This is a genomic window from Rufibacter latericius, from assembly GCF_003721515.1.
Taxonomy (GTDB): Bacteria; Bacteroidota; Bacteroidia; order Cytophagales; family Hymenobacteraceae; genus Nibribacter; species Nibribacter latericius.
This window is the reverse complement of record NZ_RJJD01000002.1, coordinates 308082-327720: the sequence shown is the minus strand read 5'-3', so window position 1 is coordinate 327720 and position 19639 is coordinate 308082. Positions and strand designations below refer to the sequence as shown.

The 19639-nt window shown below is 49.4% G+C and carries 16 protein-coding genes and 2 tRNA genes; 7 read left to right on the top strand and 11 right to left on the bottom strand.

Annotated elements, in window-relative coordinates:
• Position 1: 1 nt before the first annotated feature.
• The 6 genes from EFB08_RS05330 to EFB08_RS05305 form a co-directional block, all read right to left on the bottom strand.
• The gene (locus tag EFB08_RS05330) at positions 2-1756 is read right to left on the bottom strand and encodes a hypothetical protein (protein ID WP_123125886.1); all 1755 of its coding nucleotides are present in this window, start codon (positions 1754-1756) and stop codon (positions 2-4) included.
• A 243-nt stretch (positions 1757-1999) separates the two neighbouring features.
• Positions 2000-3046, bottom strand: a complete 1047-nt coding sequence (locus tag EFB08_RS05325) for a hypothetical protein (protein WP_123125885.1) — start codon at positions 3044-3046, stop codon at positions 2000-2002.
• 79 nt (positions 3047-3125) lie between these two features.
• On the bottom strand, positions 3126-6581 hold the full coding sequence (locus EFB08_RS05320; RefSeq protein ID WP_123125884.1) for a cell division protein FtsA: 3456 nt from the start codon (positions 6579-6581) through the stop codon (positions 3126-3128).
• Between the two features lie 157 nt (positions 6582-6738).
• Positions 6739-8190, bottom strand: a complete 1452-nt coding sequence (locus EFB08_RS05315) for a hypothetical protein (protein ID WP_123125883.1) — start codon at positions 8188-8190, stop codon at positions 6739-6741.
• 3 nt (positions 8191-8193) lie between these two features.
• Positions 8194-8607, bottom strand: coding sequence for a hypothetical protein (locus tag EFB08_RS05310; protein WP_123125882.1), 414 nt, complete (start codon positions 8605-8607; stop codon positions 8194-8196).
• Between the two features lie 2 nt (positions 8608-8609).
• Positions 8610-9989 carry a hypothetical protein gene (locus EFB08_RS05305; RefSeq protein WP_125077652.1) on the bottom strand — a complete coding sequence of 460 codons (1380 nt, stop codon included), beginning with the start codon at positions 9987-9989 and terminating at the stop codon, positions 8610-8612.
• A gap of 276 nt (positions 9990-10265) precedes the next feature.
• Here EFB08_RS05305 and EFB08_RS05300 point away from each other — a divergent pair, with 276 nt between their 5' ends.
• From EFB08_RS05300 to EFB08_RS05280, 4 genes are all read left to right on the top strand, one after another.
• Complete coding sequence (locus tag EFB08_RS05300) at positions 10266-10622, top strand: cupin domain-containing protein (protein ID WP_123125880.1); 357 nt, start codon at positions 10266-10268, stop codon at positions 10620-10622.
• A gap of 354 nt (positions 10623-10976) precedes the next feature.
• Entirely contained in the window at positions 10977-11303 is a 327-nt protein-coding gene (locus tag EFB08_RS05295) for a hypothetical protein (protein WP_123125879.1), read from the top strand.
• Between the two features lie 219 nt (positions 11304-11522).
• Positions 11523-11966, top strand: a complete 444-nt coding sequence (locus tag EFB08_RS05285; protein WP_123125877.1) for a hypothetical protein — start codon at positions 11523-11525, stop codon at positions 11964-11966.
• Positions 11967-12083: 117 nt separating this feature from the next.
• Positions 12084-12494, top strand: a complete 411-nt coding sequence (locus EFB08_RS05280; protein WP_123125876.1) for a response regulator — start codon at positions 12084-12086, stop codon at positions 12492-12494.
• Positions 12495-12605: 111 nt separating this feature from the next.
• Here EFB08_RS05280 and EFB08_RS05275 read toward each other — a convergent pair.
• From EFB08_RS05275 to EFB08_RS05260, 4 genes are all read right to left on the bottom strand, one after another.
• A tRNA-Thr gene (locus tag EFB08_RS05275) sits at positions 12606-12678 on the bottom strand.
• A 96-nt stretch (positions 12679-12774) separates the two neighbouring features.
• Positions 12775-12850 (bottom strand) — tRNA-Thr (locus EFB08_RS05270).
• Positions 12851-12979: 129 nt separating this feature from the next.
• Positions 12980-15193 carry a DUF349 domain-containing protein gene (locus EFB08_RS05265; RefSeq protein ID WP_123125875.1) on the bottom strand — a complete coding sequence of 738 codons (2214 nt, stop codon included), beginning with the start codon at positions 15191-15193 and terminating at the stop codon, positions 12980-12982.
• A gap of 25 nt (positions 15194-15218) precedes the next feature.
• Entirely contained in the window at positions 15219-15785 is a 567-nt protein-coding gene (locus tag EFB08_RS05260) for a YqgE/AlgH family protein (RefSeq protein ID WP_227006225.1), read from the bottom strand.
• Between the two features lie 203 nt (positions 15786-15988).
• Between EFB08_RS05260 and pdxH the strand changes: the two genes are divergently transcribed.
• Genes pdxH through EFB08_RS05245 form a run of 3 tightly spaced genes read left to right on the top strand, consistent with a single transcriptional unit; the run spans position 15989 to position 18518 of the window.
• The gene (pdxH, locus tag EFB08_RS05255) at positions 15989-16642 is read left to right on the top strand and encodes a pyridoxamine 5'-phosphate oxidase (protein ID WP_123125977.1); all 654 of its coding nucleotides are present in this window, start codon (positions 15989-15991) and stop codon (positions 16640-16642) included.
• A gap of 42 nt (positions 16643-16684) precedes the next feature.
• Positions 16685-17962 carry a DUF1015 domain-containing protein gene (locus EFB08_RS05250; RefSeq protein WP_123125874.1) on the top strand — a complete coding sequence of 426 codons (1278 nt, stop codon included), beginning with the start codon at positions 16685-16687 and terminating at the stop codon, positions 17960-17962.
• Complete coding sequence (locus EFB08_RS05245) at positions 17949-18518, top strand: Maf family nucleotide pyrophosphatase (RefSeq protein ID WP_123125873.1); 570 nt, start codon at positions 17949-17951, stop codon at positions 18516-18518. The genes EFB08_RS05250 and EFB08_RS05245 overlap by 14 nt, the downstream gene beginning before the upstream one ends.
• Positions 18519-18640: 122 nt before the next feature.
• Here EFB08_RS05245 and EFB08_RS05240 read toward each other — a convergent pair whose 3' ends face one another.
• On the bottom strand, positions 18641-19639 hold the full coding sequence (locus EFB08_RS05240) for an NAD(P)H-dependent glycerol-3-phosphate dehydrogenase (protein WP_123125872.1): 999 nt from the start codon (positions 19637-19639) through the stop codon (positions 18641-18643).

Here is a 19639-nt window from a genome sequence, read left to right as displayed (position 1 = left end):
TCTACCCTTTCCGGCCGTTGCTGGCCCCCGTCCCGAAGATTTTACCCAAAGCGGCTTTGAAGGCGCCTGGTTCCATGCTTTTCTCCACGTTGGCGTTGAGTACCGCTAATTGCTGCAGTAATTTCTGCTGGATCTCAGTATCCGTATCGATCTTGCGGAGCAGCCGCTCGTTCGTTTGCTTTAGTTCCTGGGCTAAATCCTGTTGCTGGCGATTCAGGTTTTCCTGCTGCGGGTTCAGGTTTTCGAACGGACGCATGTAGTCCAGGATGCGCTGGTACAGGTTGTCTTCGTTCAGCCTCCTGAAATGCTCCTGCCACTTCTCGTAAGCATTCTGGGCATCGCGTTCCTGATGTTGCAATCGGGCTTGCATGAGGTCGGTAAGCTTTAGGGCCGCTTTGTCAAAATACTGCTCGGTGCGGTTAGCAATGGTGTCCAGTTCCTCTTCGTGACGGGCGAAGAACTGAATCTGCCGCTGAATGGACTCATCGTGCTGCTGCAGATACCCGGGCACCTGGTCAAAGCCTTCCTGCAACTTGGTCAGACGGTTCAGCACTTGGTTGATGTTCTGCGTCAGCTCGCCCCCTTTCCTAACCGATTCATTCAGCGCTTCTTGGTACTGCAGGAAATTCATGAACAGCCGTTCGCTTTCCTTGATCTTGTCAAACACCTGCAGGTTAGCATTGGCCATCTGCGTGAACCCAATCTGATCCAGCTTCTGGATGAATTCTTTCTGTGTGCTGATGTTGTCAGTGAGGGTCTCTACAATCGGGCGGAAGCCCAAAATCTTGTCCAGAAAATCTTTGTTGAACGAATCCAGCACCGATTTCAAATTTCCCAGACTTGCCGACATATCGGAATTCAGCTTGGGTAAAAGGTGGGTTTGCAGGAAAGTATAGTAATCGTTCTTGCGCCGGTCGCGGAGGGTCCGGGCATTTTTGAGGGCATAGTTCCCCATCATGGTGAACAGCAAACCGCAGAAACTACCAGCCATAGCAATGAGCACACCAAACAAGAACGAAGGAATGTTCTGGTCGGTGATAAAGGAAGAACCCTCCTCGCCGGAACTGGTTAGACCCGTCCAAACCAGGCTGGAAAGCCCCAGGATCACACCCGAGAATGTACCCAGCAAACCCACGTACAAAGGTGTGCCAATGGTAGATTGAACCTCACTGTCCAGAGAATCGGAGTAGCGCTCGGCCACATCCTTCAGGATGTTGAAATCGGCGGCGGCTCCTTTGTTCAGCCGGAGGTATTCATTGGTGCTCTGGTTTATTTCCAGGAAAGTGGGAGACGGAGAAGTTGCCTCAATCAGGTCTACCTCAGACTCTCTTTCCTGTTCTTGAGGTGGAGCCAGAACCGGGGCCAAGGCATTAACCAGGTAGATGTTTCCGTTTTGAAGGAGTTGTCTGAACTTCTCAATCTTGATGGTGTAGAAAGGGGTTTCGCCGTTCTGAGCCTCAATGTGCAGTTCTTCTGAATCAACGGCAATGATTCTTTTCACCACCGGGTTGGTGGGTGAGAATTCCCGGAAAGCCTCGCCGTATAGGAGTTTGTCCCATTGCTGGTCCTGGGTGATTTCCGGTAAAGCCGAACTTGTTTTGGCACTCAGGGGCCGCCGGGTAACCGAGAGGTTCTCCTTTGACGGAAAAAGCGTCTCTACCTCTTCTATCTTTTTTCGGTTAGCCTGGTACACGCGCCATTGGTACCCAATAATGAGGATGACCAGCAGCGCTTCAAAAATAAAAATTCCTTCCATGGATGTAATGTATCAGAAATTTGGGCAGTTAGAAAGCGCCAAATCCTATTAATGGCGTGGTGGTAGCAGGTTACAGGTTTGATGCAAATAGCACAAAGGTATAGTAACTACTTTCAAAACCTTATAAGAAAGAAGAACCGTTTTCAACCCGTTTTTCAGAAAACAGGCCGAAAGCGGTTCTTCCATGCATTTTGGTTTTAGTTTACCTCAACTGGGGTTCAGGTAAATTTTCACCAGCTTATTTTACCGGAAATCGATTTTGGCTTTGTCCTGAATTTTCCAGCCACTGCTGGTTCTAACCAAAAGCCCATCGCCCTGATGGACAATCCGGCTGACCATACGGTTAGAGGGTTTCTCAAAGGAGAACGCATTCTCCAGGCGGTCCATTCCCTGGGAGATCACAAAGGCCTGGTTTCCCGCCAGGTTGAACCGGTACGGTGTACTGTTGCTTCCATCAGAGGGAGAGTCAATCTCCAGGTAAGAGTCTGAATCTGGGCGTTGCTGCAGTTGGTGTGTTTTGATGGTGCCGTCTTCCGGAATGATAGCGTAACGGGTACGACTTACCGGAGCTTCGGGCTGGGACTGTGGGGTTTGCTCCAACGTCAACTCGTTAAGCAGATCATCTCCTACAATCGCGTGGCCTAAAGTAACGGACGAAGCGGGCTGCGCCGATGGATTTCCTTCCTGGTCTGGTGCGTTCATAGGGTCTCTCCTGCGGTTTTCGTTTCTTCTGGGCTGCTGTGGTTGCTGCGGCGGACGTTGGGCCTGGCTGGCTCCTCCACCCTGAGCAGCAGGTTGTGGTTGCGGTTGCTGAGGTTGTTTCTGACGAGGCTCCTGCGGTTGCCGCTGTTCCCGGGGTTCTCTAGGCTCACGGGGTTCGCGCGGCGGTCTTTGCTGCTGAGGCTGTCCTTCCTGCTTTTGCCGGGGTTCCTGTGGGGTTCGCTGTTGCTGTGGTTGGTTCTGAGGGGCGCGTTGCTCGGGTTGCTGCTGCCCTCTGCCGGGTTGCTGACCTTGTTGCTTTCTGGGCTCCTGGGTTTGCGGTTGCTGGTTACGGGGATTCTGCGGTTGCTGCGGGGCGGGTTGTTGTCCTCTGGCCGGGCGGTTGCTTTCCTGTGGCTGGTTTTTGGCGTTTCTTCTTAGTTGGTTTTCCAGCGCTTTAAGCCCTGCTTCCAATTCGCGGTTTTTTCTTTCCAGGGCCTGTGTTCTGTACACCATGCCACTTACTTTGTAAAAGGTGAAAGCCGCGACTAAAAGCGCGACTATACCTATGATGATTGGTACATATTCCATACCGATATTTCTTGTCTTGTTTAATGAATGTGGTTATAAAAGCCTCAGATGCTTTTTGGAAAGCATCTGAGGCATGAGGTTAAACGAGGGCCCCTACCTGTTGCTGGTATAATTCTTTAGACAACAGGTACAAAGACTGCTTCAAAGGCATGAAGAACATGGTCTCTGGGATCAGCTCACGGTCTGATAGTCCTCTGAGGGTTTCTTCCAGCACCATTGTGTAGCTATCCTGAATGTGCGTCCGCATGAAGTTCAAAATCCAGTGCGGATCTACCTCCACGCCCATGGAACGCATCAACGGAGCAATGTCTGCATCATCCAGAAGCATCTCCAAACACGCCATCACATTGTCCAATACTTCCTGCCGGATGGTAGACGAGATCTGGCTCTTGTTGATTGCTTTCAGCGCATCTTCGCCGGTAGCGGCCCCAGTTGGGCGCATAATCGGAATATCCGTCAGGTCAGACAGGTTGTTGCCTTCCAGAGCCATGGCACCACCGTTGGCAGTTACCTGTTTCGGGTTGTCTACCAGCACCAGTTTAAAGTTAGCCGGCGCCTCCTGGCCCGTCACTTTCTTGAAAATGGTTTTAGCGTACCGCTCCACATTAGACAGGTTATTACCCGCGCTCAGCAACTTGATGTACAAACTGCCTTGTCCGCTGAAGCAGATATAACGCGGCACTTGCGTTCCTAACTGCTGGGTGAGTTGCGCCAGGTGGTACATCAATGCCCCAAAGTGCAGGTAGAACATCAGGCGCAGTTGTCTTGCCTGTAATAACTGGGAGCTATAATGCAGTTCTTTGTCGTAGCTAAAAAGCAAACTGGTGATGTCCGCGGAGCTGAAATCAGGGTTATCCAGGGCGGTTTCCAGGAACTTCTTGTATTCCTTGCCTTCCTCGGTTAGTGGAATCTGGAGCACGTGCGCCACGCCGTATTGTAGCAAGCCGTTGTCTTTGCTCGTCTTCACCGAAGCGAACCCATCGCCCCACAAATCATTTCCCGCAAAGCGGAACGAGGCGCTGTGTGAAGGCTTGCGGTTGGTAAACAAAAGCACGTCGGTGGTACCGCCGCCTATATCCACGTTAATCAGGTTTTCATCCTGACTAGGAACCACGGCCCCGGTTCTGGACAGGAAATAGAACGGCGCCACAGACTCAGTGATGCAAGCTGTATTACGCCCGTTTTTGAAAACAGAGTGGTAAACCCCATCCCACACATTCTGGAACATGTTGCGGGAATAATCATCAAAGCTCAGCGGCGCGAACCACACCACCTTGGTGTTCGCCACGTTTCCGTTGTTCAAGACCACCTTGTTTTTGATGAGCAGCATGATCTCGGTGAAGAAAGCCTCAATCCGGCGCTTGCCGGTGTTAGAAAGGGTTTCGCTCCACTTAAGATCGGTGTGGTAGTTCTGCTTGTACTGGTCCTGGTGCGTGCCCTCGGTGTTGATGGAAAACCCGATGTTGATGTTCCCGAACAAAGTAGGAATCTGGTTCTCAAAGTCGATGGACTCACAGGTAGCCGTTCTGGTTGGAAAGGAGTACAAAGATCCGCCGGAGTTGATGATCAACGGAATAAACTCGCGTTTCAGTAATGTCTCCACGGCAAACAAACGCCCGAAGCCCCTTTTGTGGAACCGTTGGTAATCGGTGAGGGAAGCATCATCAGAAGGTTTGTTCAGCATCACCACCTGCAGATCGTTGGCTGTGATAGAAAACTCCTTCGGTGGCTGATTGGAGCCGGAAGTATACGCGATGTGCGTGTTGGAAGTCCCGAAGTCAATGGCAAACGTGAAGTTCTGGATGCCCTGGTGCATTTCCTGGAACTTAGGAACGATCAAGGCTCTGCCGGTCACGTCTACCCCGGCGTGTACCAGCTCGGCATAGTCAAAGTGCGTGCCTCTAATCTCGTAGTAAGTGCTGCCCGCGCTGCTGTTGCTTTTCTTGGTTCTGCGTTGCGAAGTGGCTGAGATAATGCCGCCACCAGCATCCAATTGCCTGCCTCCAGAATAAAAGGTAAGTGAGTGGTTCCGGTTTACCAGCAAAGGATCAATGTCCTCGTCTACCAGCATGACTTTGTAGAAATCATTGTAGGCCGGGGCATCCACGAACTTGTAAAAAGGAAACACCCCAATGCCCACCCGAGATTTAAGGATATGTCCTTTCTCAGGAATCACCTCCCCGTGGGCATCTTTTGAGTTCAGCGGATTGTCATAGTAGCTGCGTTCATACACTACATTGCCCTTTTCGGTGGGTATCTGCAGGGTAACGCGAACGTGGTTCACATCCACGTAGAACGTGAGGTGGGTGGCTAAATCCTGAGGAGTAAAATATTCAAAGTACAGGCTGGTCACCGGCAACAGGTAATTGAAGATTTTCTCAGTTACGCCGGGTTGGTACAGCACCGTGCCGCTGAAGAAACGGTCAGTGTTCACTTCGTAAGGCACCTGAACAATGGTTTCCTGCAACAGGTCATTGACAGTAAGGTACGGGTAGTTGAACCCAACCCCAGGCAGGGAACGAGCTGCGATTTCTTTGCTGTCTGAGTAGCCTACGTTAGTGTTGGTGGGCCAGGCCAGGTTGTTCACGTACTTAACATGGGGTGCTAACCGAAGGTCTGGTTTTAGGATGATCGGGCGGTCTCCGGTGAACATGGGGTTGGTTGGGCGCAAAAACAAATCGCTGCTGGTCACCGCGGTCTGGTCTTTTTTCACCAGGAAGTTCAGGTGCCCAACGTGTACCGGGTTCTGCTGCAAATCTACCAACGGAAGATATTCGGCGGAAATAGCGGTATGCCCTCCTACCCCAGACATGCTGATGTTCTTTAGCAGGTGCTCGTCCAGGGCATTGTACACCGCCGGAAAAGCCCGGATGTACTCCGGGTTGGATACGAACAGCTTGTGCACATACTCCTTGAAATCACGCTCGCGGTCATTCAGAGAGATGAAATTGTTGTCAAAGTACACACCTACGTTCTGAGCCCGGTTAATGGCCAACGGCTGCACGTTAGGCGACACAAACAGGAAGGTCAACGGCGAAGTGCCGCCCAGCAACTGCAAATGACGGTCTCCGCGCGGAGAAGTAGATTCCAGGTAAAACAGGAACAAGTCCTCTACGCCATGGAACCGGTTGTCGTTCATGAACAGCTCCAAGGTTTTGCCCAGCAGGTTGGTGTTGGGGTTTGACTGCATGGCCGAGAGCTGCTGGTGTTTGTTCCAGCGACGGATCACGATTTTGTTTCCGCCTTGCGCGTAGCTTTGGTGGTTGTAGAGCAATTCCCACAAATCCCAAAAATGGGTCACAAACTTGTGGTAGATGCTGTTCTGGGAGTTGGTCACCCCTTGCTTCACAAAGTCAAACGCTGTCTCAAACAGGTGCATGCGAGCAAAAGGCGTAGGAATGGAGGCATTGATCTTCTGGGCCCGGCCACCGGCACCATCCACCATGTCCTTTATCTCGGTGCTGGTGATCTGGCTGGTTTTAGCCCATCCTTCTACGTTAGAGCCGGTTTTATGAAGACGAAGTACTTTCGGCATAAATCAATCTGCTTTTAAGATGTTTAAGTAAAAAGAGGCCTGAAACAACGATTTCGGGGGAACCTCTCTTTTCATGTTATCCCTTGTAAGGGCGATTTTGGGTTTCCTGTTTTAAAGACGTTTTCTGAAAAAGGCCCCTAAAACAAAGGAGAACGCGTTAAGAATACTTCAGCTTATCCTCTACCAAATTGTTTGTAGCAATCTCGAAGGCTTTGATAGTTGCCTTGAAGGCTTCCCGGTCCGAAATTGATTCTGAGGCCCGGTTCAGTTCTTTCACGAAGGAGCCCTGATGGATGCCTTTGTTCAGGAAGCCGGTTTCCACTTGTTTATCTGAAACCATGCGGTTAAAGTCTGGTTCGTTCAGGTGGAAGACCGAGAAGGTCCGTTCCATTCTGTTCAGCTCTCTAAGCCAGGATTCGTAACCAAAATCAGGACTGGTCAGGAATTTGTTCAGTTCTTTGAAAACAGGCTCATTGCGCATGGCTCCGGAAAGATCAACCCCCTTGGCGTAGGCAGCTTGGGCATCTTCGGGCACATACGTGTTGTAGTAGCGGGTGAAATAGTGGAACCTGATCAGCTGCTTGGCCAATCGGTCTCTGGTTTCCTGATCCAAATGCGAGAACTGCACATTGTCTACGTCTTCGCGCAACCCGAACTCATGGTACATGGAGGATCCGGTCAGCTCATTGTCTGAGTAGTCCATGAAATCGATGATAGATAAGGCGCTGAGCAACTCCACCAAATGCGCATCGTTTTTCTGGCTGGCCCTACCCGGATTGTTCTCCAGCGGCTTGTCTGGCGTATCGCCGATATAGTACGTGGCATTCACCCCGGTAAGGTGGTTCTGGTAATACGAAAGCGCGTCCTTGGCCTTTGTAGTAAATGTGTTGGAGTCAATAAAATCCGCATCAACACCAGGGGCAGGTTGCTCCAGGGAGAAATACGGCAACACCACCATAGCACCGGTCAGCGCCGAGTTCAGGCTGGAGGCATTGGGCAGCTTGGAATGCACATCCTTGAAGTTCTTCAGCAAGAGCGGGAAACCAGCGGCGCCAGTTCCCCCGAAAATGGAGCTCACGAAGAAAATACGGTCGCCGGCCTGGAAATTGGAGGCGAAGAAACGCATCTCGGGTGAATCAATGATCTCGTTCAAAACCACGCTGCCCACGTTCGGGCTGCCTCTGAAACCCACGTCCAGGCTGTTGTTCAGGTTCTCGGGGGTGAACAGCAAATCTACCAACGCCTGGGAGTCAATATCCAGTTGGTTGTAGCCTACGTGGTCTTTGAAGGGCTTGTTAATGCCTCCAAAATCGTATACAAAGGAGTCTCTGATCTTGGAAGATCCGTCGCCGGCGATGCTGGAAAGCGTACTTATGTTGGTGTGGAAGAAGCCCTCGTCACGTTTGCCCAATTGGTCGTGCAGGTGTTTGTAGGTTTTGAGGAGCTCTACCGTGCGGTTCATATCCCCGTTCTGGGTATCGGGGTCAATGATGATGGGTACTATCTTATCACAGTTCTTGATCTTGACACCGGCGGCCATGAGCATGACCAGGGAACGGATTACCCTGGAGCCCGTGCCCCCAATTCCGAATACAAAAAGTTTTGCCATAGTTTATCGTGTGTGAGGCCATTTCATAGGAGTTGTCCAGGCCTGGACAGATCCTTTTTTAAGCAGTAAAGAGAAAATAAAGAATAGAATAAGGCTGAGGATTGCGTTCACCAGCGCAAAGGTGTAAGTGTAAGAATGCGTCTCAATGCCGTTGCCGTTCACCTGGGTAATAGGAACAATGAAGGCGATGACCGCATTGATGATGAGCATGATGATCCAGTGTTTGGGTTTGTAAAAGCCGGTGCTCATGACCCGGTTGAAAACGTAATAATAGAGGATGACCATGGCCAGCGAGATCAGAATCAGTTGGATACCCGTGTTAGGGAAAACCACCTCGCGATAATCATTGGTGTAGTTGGCTGGCATTGGTCGGCCCAGGAAAAGCTCATACAGCCCGGAGAAGAAATTTTGGATCATCCTTAGTTTGTTTCTTTGTTAAACTTCATGGTAATACTAAATACGTTTTCGCTTTTATCACGGTATAACGCCTGAACGCCTTCCATGATATTATTCAGTTGATAGGTTTTCCTTTGCGCCCCGGCCGGGTTGTTGTCGTTGGCGGTAGACCATTGGTTTACCCAGGCCGGTTGAACCTGCGGCAACTGCAGCGTGAAAGAACCGGTGTTGGCCGTAAGCTCTGGAACCCGTACCCTGACAAAATGCGTGTATTTGGCTAATTCTGGCGTGGCCTTGACGTCTTCTGAAGCTGCAATTACTGTACCAATAGAGGCCTTGCCGCCAGTAACGGCCAGTTTCAGGTGCTGCTTCAGGAAGGCTACCTGTTGAAGCGAAGCCGGGAAATCACTGAGGTTCAACCCGATGGTGAATTCTACCGGCTCTTCTTTTTCGGGCTTTAAATTTACGCTGGTACATACTTCTGCCGTCCGGCTGGTACAGTACACAACGCCCAGCGGCCTGAAAGTATTGGATTTGAGAAGTGCCGAGTAAGGAACCGATGGATAAGCAAACCCGAAGTATGCTTGCTGGGCCGGTAAATTCCGGAGCACCTTGTTAATGACGGTCTGCACCTCCTGCTGCTTGCCAATCACCCAGATATAAAACGGCACTTCTTCCCCGTTGAGGGTCCGTTTAACGGCCGGTTTCTTCACCGCCGGAAAATAATTCCCGAAGAAAGGCGAGGCATTCCCCAGCACCGCCACTACCAGGTTTTGGTGCTCGGCCTGTTTCAGGCTACTTCTGATGTCAGAGTCCAGGGAAAGGAACTGTCCGGGGTTGTTTGGATCAGGCCCATGGATGAAATCCGAGACAATAACACTCACTGCTTCTTTTCTGACGGAATTCTCCAGGGCGGCTCTCAATAAGTCTGGCAAAGGCGTACCCCGCACATCAGCCCGGATGCCGCTGGTGATGGTGTTTTTAAGGGTATTATAGGAAACGCTGTCTAAAACGGGTTGCCCTTGGGTGTTCTGACCAGCCAGGTAGTACCGCTTCGCATCCACGTAGATGCCGTCCTGTATCTCTGAGATAAGTTTGTTTAGTTGCCGTTGGAAAACCGTGGGCTCTTTCTCGGCGGCCGGAAGGGGCATAAATCCCTTCATCCCGTTGGAAACCTCCAGGTACATATCTACATCAACTTTCGAAGCAGTGGTACTGGCTGGTTGCTCCTCCTGTTGTGCCTTATCCGGTTTCTGGGTAGTAGGGCGGGTCTCGGTGTTGGCATTCAGCGAAGGCTCTCCCTCCTGCCGGGTTTCTTTTTTATAGCATCCTGAGAAAACTAATGCCCCGCAAAGGAGCAGCAATTGACTTCTACGAATACATCCTGATCTGTCTATGCCCATGTGGTCTATGTATTATTGCGCACTTACTTGCAATATAGGAAAAAGGTTATCTATGAAAATAAGACTTTTTCCAAGGTTTTGCAGCCATTTTCTTAAAACCGGCCCTAAAGCTTTCAAAGGGGACTACCTTCCTGTCTCTTTCTTAGAACGATAAGTAGACCCTCCCCTGCACACCGGTATCAAGGTTTTTAAACCCCTTTCCATTTGCCTCCCAATAATATTCAGGAAACCCCTGCTTTGCAGATGGGTATATACAGGTAAACCAATTCTACTTCTATGATCAGGGCCTACAAACTGTATACCGGCGAGGACGGACATTCCTATTTTGAGCAAGGCACCATTGCCGAAAAAGTATTTACCCAGGTAATTTCGCTTCATTTCAAGGAAACACCGCCCTTTTCAGAGTATGACTGGCACCCGGCCCCAACCACGCAGTATGTTTTAACTTTATCTGGTTCCCTGGAGTTTACCACCAGTTTAGGGGAAACCTTCATCCTGTGCACCGGCGATGTACTCATCGCTACCGATGTTACAGGATCGGGGCATAAATGGAAAATGGCCGATGATCAACCCTGGAAAAGGGCTTACGTTGTTTTTGCAGAAGGTACCCAGATCAACTTCCTACCTGATTGACTTTCTTTTACTTGATTTTGGATAAACCGAAGGCATGGACTATCTGCCCTATTGTTCTATATTTTGGACCCCTTTTCAATAAATAACAAGAAAACAAGGATAGCTTCTGTTACGTGAGGGAGTGGAAAGATTATCTGAAGTAAAAGCTTTGAAGGTTCTTGAATAGCTTTTTTAACAATCCTTTAAATAGTTCTAATAGGTAACGTATAAGCATCTTTAAATCTCAGTTACATTTAACTGGTTTTTGCTTACCCCTAACGGACAAAATAAACTATTTAACGATTAATTATAGTGGTTTCCTTTCCTATTAAGTAATATGCACTCTTTAAGTACACCTAAGGAAAAGGATGCTTCATGCCACAACAACACTATGAATATTATAATATAATTGCAAAGAGAATCCAAAAGGGTTTAGAGAAGGAAGATTTCATGCGTGGGGAGAATATCGAAGAAGTGGTAGTTCTGGCTCTTCATTTACGTTTTCTGATTACCCACTTGCAAAAGGCCCACCCAGACAACCCTTTGCTAAAAGAAATCTCCTGGCTGGCAGATGTTCTTCAGCATGAAGCAAATGCCATTCTCTCCTCTCCCAAAAAGGATATTTTTACGTACCTGAAAGCCTACCATGATGCGCAACAAGGCTTTTTAAAACTGATTACCCATTTGCGCATCCATTCATAATGCCTCACTTTTACTTTTTTGCACCTCAACCGCAAGTAGAGGCAAAGATTATTTATATCAGCATGTCCTGTACTACTACGGCTGTTTTTAGCCCGGTTTTGGAAAATCAGTGTCTTTTTAGTAAACTAGATATTCCTTTCCGCAAGAAGGCGGTCGACAAGAAACGCCCCCATACCCTTTCGACTTTCAGGTTTCCTTTTCCCAAAGTAAAGAAAGTCCATGGATAAGCAACTTCCATTAGAGTCACAGCCAGAACCTGTGTTCCAGACTGAGTTTGTGGCCATCCATCTTCATAAAGACCGTTCTCTGCTGTTAGTGGAATGGTTACGCCAGATCAACCTTGAGGAGCGGAAGATTGGATTCTTAGAAGCCTTGAAGATTACGACCCAGCACCAGCTGCAGAATTGGCTCATAGACGACTTGCAGATCTACATCATCACCCCAGAGGAGAAAAACTGGGTTCTTACCGAGTTTCAGGATTTGGCTTCTAAAACGACCATCCAGAAATTAGCAGTCGTAACCCCGGACTTTTACCCTGCCTTAGTCTCCAACACCGAGTTCACTGACAAAGGAAAGCAAGGCTACAAAGCCAAAGGGGTAATCCAGCACGAGGTTTTCATTGATTATGCAAGTGCTTTAGATTGGCTTATGCTCCCCGCCTAACGTAAGGCTTGGGTTAAAATCCAGACTTCTCTTCCATTCCTTGCGTACCTGCCCAGGAGAGCCTTTCACCTTATATGAATATGAAAGACAAGCGTCATCCTGTAATGCTCAAGTCAAATGAAGAAGTTTAAGAAGGTGCTTTTGGTAGAGAACGATCCCGTTTCAGTCTACTTGACTTCCACCCTGTTGGAGAGAATGGACATTGCCGAAGAAATTTTAGTTGCCCGCACCGGAATGGAAGCTTATCAACTGGTTCTAGACTATAACAAAACCGGTTGCTGCCCAGACCTCCTGTTAGTGAACATTCAGGTGCCTATTTTAGACGGATTTGGACTCTTGAAAGCTCTGAAACAACTGGAACTTGCCTGTACACCCAGAACAGTTCTTTTTTCCTCCTCCATCAGCCGCAAGGACCTGGATCAAGCGAAGGAATACCAAATAGAGGATATCCATCATAAGCCACTTACCACTCGCACGCTGAATAAAATCTTAGCCCAGGATTCGCAAGCCACTTCGCCAGATAAATAATGAAGAACAGGGTCAGTACTGAAATTCCTTAACGCTCCTATGTAATACAGGCGCAATAAGGAAAAACAAAAAAGCACTTACCTCAACTAGAGATAAGTGCTTTTAAAGGAGAGCCCCCAGCCGGGATCGAACCAGCGACCTACTGATTACAAGTCAGTTGCTCTACCAGCTGAGCTATGGAGGCTTCTTTTTCCAGGATTCTGGTGTTTTCTGGAAAACGGTACTAAAATAAAGATTTAAAAAACAGCACTTACAGGTTTATCCTAGTAAGTGCTGTTTTTGGAGCCCCCAGCCGGAATCGAACCAGCGACCTACTGATTACAAGTCAGTTGCTCTACCAGCTGAGCTATGGAGGCTTTTGCTTTCAGAACCTAGGCGGTTTCTGAAAGCGATACAAAAGTAGACCTCTTTTCGGGATTTGCAAAAGTCACCTGCAACAAATTTCCTTCCCTTCTACAAAGCCCTTGAATGTCAAGCAGAAAAATTTAGGAGCGCAAAGCCTTCAACTGTCTCTTCAGGTGCTGAATGCGGTTTTGGGCGTCATCAATTTTAGACTGATATTCCTCCCGAAGCTTCTCAGCGTTCTTAGAACGGGCAAAAAACTCAATATTGGTTCTAAGGGTAGAAATGTCGTTTTCCAGCGAGGTGATATCCCGGCGCAGGTGTTGTTCCTTTTGGTACAGCTTCTGGTCTCCGTCTGGGCTTGCCTTCAAGTGGTTCAACTGCAACTGAAACAGGGTCTGTTCTTTCTGCTGCGGACTCATTTCCGGTACCTTGTCCAGGTACTTGGCCAAAAGCTGCTGGAACCGATCCTCTACCTTAGGGTTTCTCTTGCCCTCGTTAGAGAAAGACTGCCATTCCTGGTGGATTTGGTTGAACTCCTCCAGAGAACCCAAAAAGGTTGGGTCAGCCACTTTGGTAGCTAACTGCTCACAGTACGTCTGCTTTTGCGCTGAAAGTTGGTTTTGCTGAGATTCTTTGTTCTGAGCTTCCTGGTGCAGTCTGTCAAAGAAGGCATTACAGGCCGTCCGGAACCGGTTCCAGATTTTATCTGAGTACTTGTCTGGAACCCGCCCAATGGTTTTCCATTTCTTCTGCAGTTGAATGAGCTTTTCCTTGGTGCTGTCCCACTCCTCGCTGTTCTGATGGCTTTCGGCTTCTTCGCAGAGCGCCACCTTCTGGCGGTAGTTCTGCATCTTCTCCTCGTCCAGGGCTTTGAAGAAGGTGTTTTTATGGTGGAAGAAAGCCTTGTAGCTGCTCCAGAAGGCTTTGTTCACTTCCTCAGCATTTTCCTTAGGCACCAGCCCTGCCGAATCCCAGTTTTCTTTCAATTGCTGGATCTGATCGGTTTTATCGCGCCAATCGTTGATGCGGTCAGAGGTGAAATGCTGGAACTGTTCAATCTGGGCAAGCAGCTCCCTTTTTTTCTCCAGGTTAGCCAGTTCTTCGTTGCGGCGGCTTTCAAAGAATTGCTTCTTTCTCTCATGCACCTGCTCAGATGCCTGGATGAAGCGGTTCCACACCTGGTCGCGCACTTCGTTCGGAATGGGGCCAATGTGTTTCCATTCGTCGTGCAAGTGGCGCAGTTCCTGCAAGGCTTTGTTGATGTTCTCTTCCTTGGCTAATCCCTCGGCCCGCTCGCATAAGGCATTCTTGGCATCCAGGTTCCGTTTCCGGTCAAGTTCTTTCAGCTCGAAGAAAATGCTGCGGTTATTGTAATACATGTCCAACAAGGCATGGTAGGAGTTCCACAGCTGCTGGGCTTCGGCGTTAGGCACCTGACCAATGGATTTCCACTCGGTCTGCAATTCTTTGATGGCGTTGCCGCTGGTTTGGGTCTCCGATTCAATCAGCACCCGAAGTCGTTCAAGCAGGTCGCGCTTCTTCTGCAGGTTTTGGGTTTTCTGCTCCTCCTCCTGGCGTTGCTCCTTAAACCTTGCTTCGCGGAACCGCTGCATGGCCTGCTCTACGTCTTTGTGAGCTTTGGGGGCATTATAGTCAAAATCGTCAGGAGACCCGCCCTCGGCGATAAACCGGTTCAAGGCATCCTGGCGCTCTTCCTGGAAATGCGGTTCGTAAAGTCTATAAAGGGTATTCAGAGCTCTCCCAGACTTACGTACATTACCTTCTTGAGCCAGCGCCATAATCTTGCCTCTTAACTCATCAACCGTTAAGTGGGAGTAATCTTCTTCCAGGTGCAATTCCTCCTCTTCGGCATGGTGTTCTTCCTGGGCAACCGGTTCTGCAGGTACTTCCGCTGTTGCAAATGAAGGAATCTCCCCTTGAGTTGAGACAGGAGTTGAAGCAGACGCATCAGGAGTTGCTTCAGTTTCCATCTCAATTGTACCTAACTCAGAAGTAATTGTCTCCTCAGTATTTGGAACCGGATTTTGGGTTGAATCAGGAATTGGGTCAGTAATCGCCTCATTGGAAACCAGCACGGAAGACTGCGTTACTTCAGGTTCTACCTGAGGAGCAGCAACTTCTGCACCTGCATCTGCAGTGGTACTTTCAGAGGAAGGAACCTGCTCTATGGTATCAACTGTGGTGGCAGGTGTCCCGTTTTGGGCGTTTATTTCGGCTATACGGTCTTCCAGTATTCTTCGCGGATCCAAGTTCTGGTCGTTGGTGGATTGTTCCTGGGGAGATTGTGTGTCCGTTCTTCCGTTTTGCTGATCTTCCGGATTTAGGTTTATCATACACGTGGGGCTTTGCGCCTTTGGATTAGTTTAAGCTTGGGTCCGCGGGATAGTTGGCATACATCTTGTATTTGCCTCCCATTTCCTTTAAAATATCGCGCCACAAGGTATCTATATTCAAAGTAAGCAATTTATTCCCAGCATTGTTATTAACAAACCAAACATTTTTATCAATTTCTTCTTCTAACTGCCCAGGGCTCCACCCGGAATAACCCACAAAAAACCTAATTTCGTCCTGTAAAACTATGCCTTGGTTCATCCATCGGGTTAACTCCTCGAAGTCTCCCCCCCAGTATAGGTTAGGGGCAATGGCTTGTGCATCTGGCAGGTTAGGCAGCCGATGTAAATAGTGCAGGGTGTTTGGCTGCATAGGGCCTCCCACTGCCAGGGGCATGTCAAAAACTTCGTGGTTGATGTCAATCACATCTGATAGATGCAGGGCAGAAACTCTGTTCAATACCAAGCCAACAGTTCCGTCTTTGTCATGCTGGCAGATAACCACTACACTTCTCTCAAAATTGGGATCCCCTAGGAAGGGTTCAGAGATCAGTATGCTTCCCTTTTGGATTTCTTTCGCCATTTTTCTAGTCATCTTTTCCGTGGTTTAAGCTCTCTATACCTACTGAATAGGTAGGCTTTTGGTTTGCGGGAGCCCTTAAATTGCGTACTTTAAACGCCGAAAAAGAAGCGGTCGTATCTGTTTCTTTGATAAGGGGGGCTTTTGAAACCAATCTTCCCTATATTAAAGAGAAAGCCCTACTTTTGGGCCTATTTAATCATTACCGTGTCAATTCCATGGATGCACCTCTGTCCCTCGCCGATATCAGGATAAACTATTCTCTAAAGGAACTCTCCCTGGAAGCCGTATCCAGAGACCCTCTCCAACAGTTCCAGACCTGGATGCAGGAGGCGCTAACCGCCAAGGCAGACGAGCCAACGGCTATGACGCTGAGTACCGCCAACGCCCTGGGAAGACCTACCGCCCGCGTGGTGTTGCTGAAAGCCCTGGAGAAAGAAGGGTTTATCTTTTACACCAACTATGAAAGCCGCAAAGGTCAGCAGTTGCTGGAGAACCCGTTTGCCGCCCTCACCTTCTTCTGGCCAGCGCTGGAAAGGCAGGTGCGCGTGGAAGGCCGGGTAGAAAGGGTTTCGGCAGATATTTCCGATGCGTATTTCCATAGTCGGCCCCGTGGGAGCCAGATTGGCGCCTGGTCTTCGCCCCAAAGTCAACCCATCTCAGATCGTACCATCCTGGAGAACTTAGAGAAAGAGTACTCCAACAAGTTTAAGGAGATGGAAGTGGTACCCCGGCCCGAGCATTGGGGCGGTTACCTGGTAAAACCAGATCGGATAGAGTTTTGGCAGGGACGCCAGAACCGTTTGCATGACCGGTTGTTGTATGAACTGGAAAGCAACACCACCTGGCATATCCAACGCTTGGCTCCCTGAGGTTTTCGGCCTCTTTTTCTTAAAACAGCATCAAAACAGTACATGGCTGAAATTCTCCCTATCAAAGGTTTCCGGTACAACCCGAAGCTTCCGTTTTCCATAGACGCGCTCACTTCTCCCCTGTTCGATGTGGTTTCTTTGAAGCAGCGGCAGGCTCTGTACCGAAATTCCTATAACAGCATCCACTTATCGGTTCCTCCGGGGCCAGACCCCGCAGACAGTGCCCGCCGCACCGCAGAACATTGGAAACGTGCCGGAATCCTGCTCCAGGACCAATTACCGGGCATCTACGTATATTACCAGTATTTCAGGTTGCCGGGCTCCAGCCGTGAGTATTGCCGCAAAGGATTCATGTGTCACATCAAAGCCTATCAGTGGGAAGAGCAGGTGATCCTCCGGCACGAGAACACCATTCCCGCCGCCGTGAATGACCGCATCGCCTTGCTGGAAGAAACCCAGATGCACACCAGCGCCACGCATGGCCTGTTCACCGATCCCTCCTTTTCCCTGGAGCAGTACATGGACGAGAGCATCACCTCGCCTCTGTATGAGTCAGAAGATTACCAGGGAGTGCGCGATGTGCTTTCCGTGATCCATGATGCCCGGGTCATCCAACGGTTTGTGGACCTTCTGAAAGACCAGCAAGTGATTCTGGCCGATGGGCACCACCGCTACGAAGGCTCTTTGCAGTACCGCAGAAAGATGCTGGAGCTTTACCCTGAGGCCACCGGAGACGAGCCCTTCAATTACCATCTCATGTACCTGACCAATGCGGCTTCTGACGACCTTCGCATTCTTCCTACCCACCGTCTTTTAGACCATTTACCCATTCCGCCCGGGGAGTTTCTGGACCGTTTACAGGAGTTCTTTGTGGTCACCCCCATCGAGGATACGTATGAATTGAACGAGGTCATCACCGGAAAGCCATGGGCATTTGGCGTGTACTTACAGGGAGAAGCGTTTAAAGCGCGGCTTAGACCGGAGGTTCATGCGCAGTTGAATTGGGACATCCCTCAGGAAGTAAAAGAATTAGACCTTACCGTCATGCACTACTTTATCCTGGAACGGGTACTGGGCATTTCCGCCGAAGAACAGCGCCATTACCCGGGACTTTCCTACGTGCGGTCCTTCGCTGAATGCCTAACCAAAGTAGATACTGGTAAAGCCCAACTGGCGCTCATCACCAACGAAGTGAAGATGGAAGAGGTGCAGCGGGTGTGTCACTCCGGTGCCGTGATGCCCCAGAAATCAACCTTCTTTTTCCCCAAAGTCATCTGCGGATTTTTATTCAGCTCAATAGACGAAAATGAATTTAACTAAAAAATACATTCTGGCCTCCAACTCCCCGCGCCGGAAAGAACTGCTCACCAACTTAGGACTTCCCTTTGAGATTCGGGTGAAGGAAGTGGATGAAACCTATCCCCCTGAATTGGGCAGAGCCGAGGTAGCCGAATATCTGGCGGCCCACAAAGCCAGTTTCTACCAGGACGAATTGGAACAGGACGAAGTTATCATCACCGCCGATACCATCGTTTGTCTGGATGAAACCATCCTGAACAAACCCTACGACCACGCCCAGGCTACCCGCATGCTCACTATGCTCTCGGGCCGCAGCCACGAAGTGTACACCGGAGTTTGCCTCCTGAGCAAAGACAAGAGCGTAGTCTTCCATGACGTGACCACCGTTCATTTTCGGGACCTTACCCGCGAGGAGATTGACTTCTACATTAACCATTATAAACCCTTTGACAAAGCTGGCAGCTACGGTGCCCAGGACTGGTTAGGGTTGGTAGGAATTGAACGGATTGAAGGCTCTTATTTCAATGTGATGGGCTTGCCGGTGCACCGGGTGTATGAAGAGCTGCTGGTGTTTTAAAGAACAATTTTTTTTAACCCTTTTAGGGGCTATTTTCATAAAAATACCTCTAAAACAGAAATCCCGCTCCTGGATGCAAGAGCGGGATTTCTGTTTAAATAAGAAGTGATAAGTTTAGGTTTTTACTTAAACTTATCCTTTAAGATTTCAATCTCAACTCCTGGTGAAATACGCTCATACAGGATGTTGTACACCGCTGTGGTAATAGGCATGTCTACTTTCAGGCGCTTGTTCAATTCATAAATGCTTTGCACGGCATAATAGCCTTCAGCTACCATGTTCATCTCGAATTGAGCAGACTTCACCGTATAACCCCTTCCGATCATATTCCCGAAGGTTCTATTCCGGCTGAATTGGGAATACGCCGTCACCAGCAAATCGCCTAAGTAGGCACTTCCTTTCAGGTCACGATGAAGGGGCATGAGAGCATCCAGGAACCGCTCAATCTCTTCCATGGAATTTGACACCAGTACCGCCTGAAAGTTGTCGCCATAGTTCAGGCCGTGGGCAATGCCGCAGGCCAGCGCGATGATGTTCTTCATGACGGCACAGTACTCTACTCCGTCAATATCATCCAGAGGGTTGGCCTTTACGTAGCGGTTCCGGAGCAAGGCGCAGAACATTTCGGCGCGGGCCAGATCAATTGAACCGATGGTCAAGTAAGACTGTTTTTCCAGGGCAACTTCCTCGGCGTGGCATGGTCCGGCAATGACGCATTGCCGTTCAGCAGGAACCCCGTAATGCTGCTCCAGGAAATCGGTGATGAGCAGGTTTTCGCCGGGAATCATCCCTTTGATAGCAGACACCAAGGTTTTCCCCTGAAAGGCATCCTGGGCAAGCGGAGACAAAGCCTGCTTCACAAAGGCTGCCGGAACCGCCAGAATAACCCAATCTGCCTGCGCAACGGTTTCCAGGATGTCATTGGACGGATGAACATATTCCAGGTTGAAATGGATACCGCTCAGGTACCTGGGATTGTGGGCATATTGACAAAGATGGTTCACATCCTCCTTGTTTCTAAGCCACCAGCTTACATCTGTTTTGTTTTCCGATAAAATCTTCACCAGGGCTGTAGCCCAACTTCCACCGCCTAAAACGGCTATTCTTTCTCGTTCCTGCAA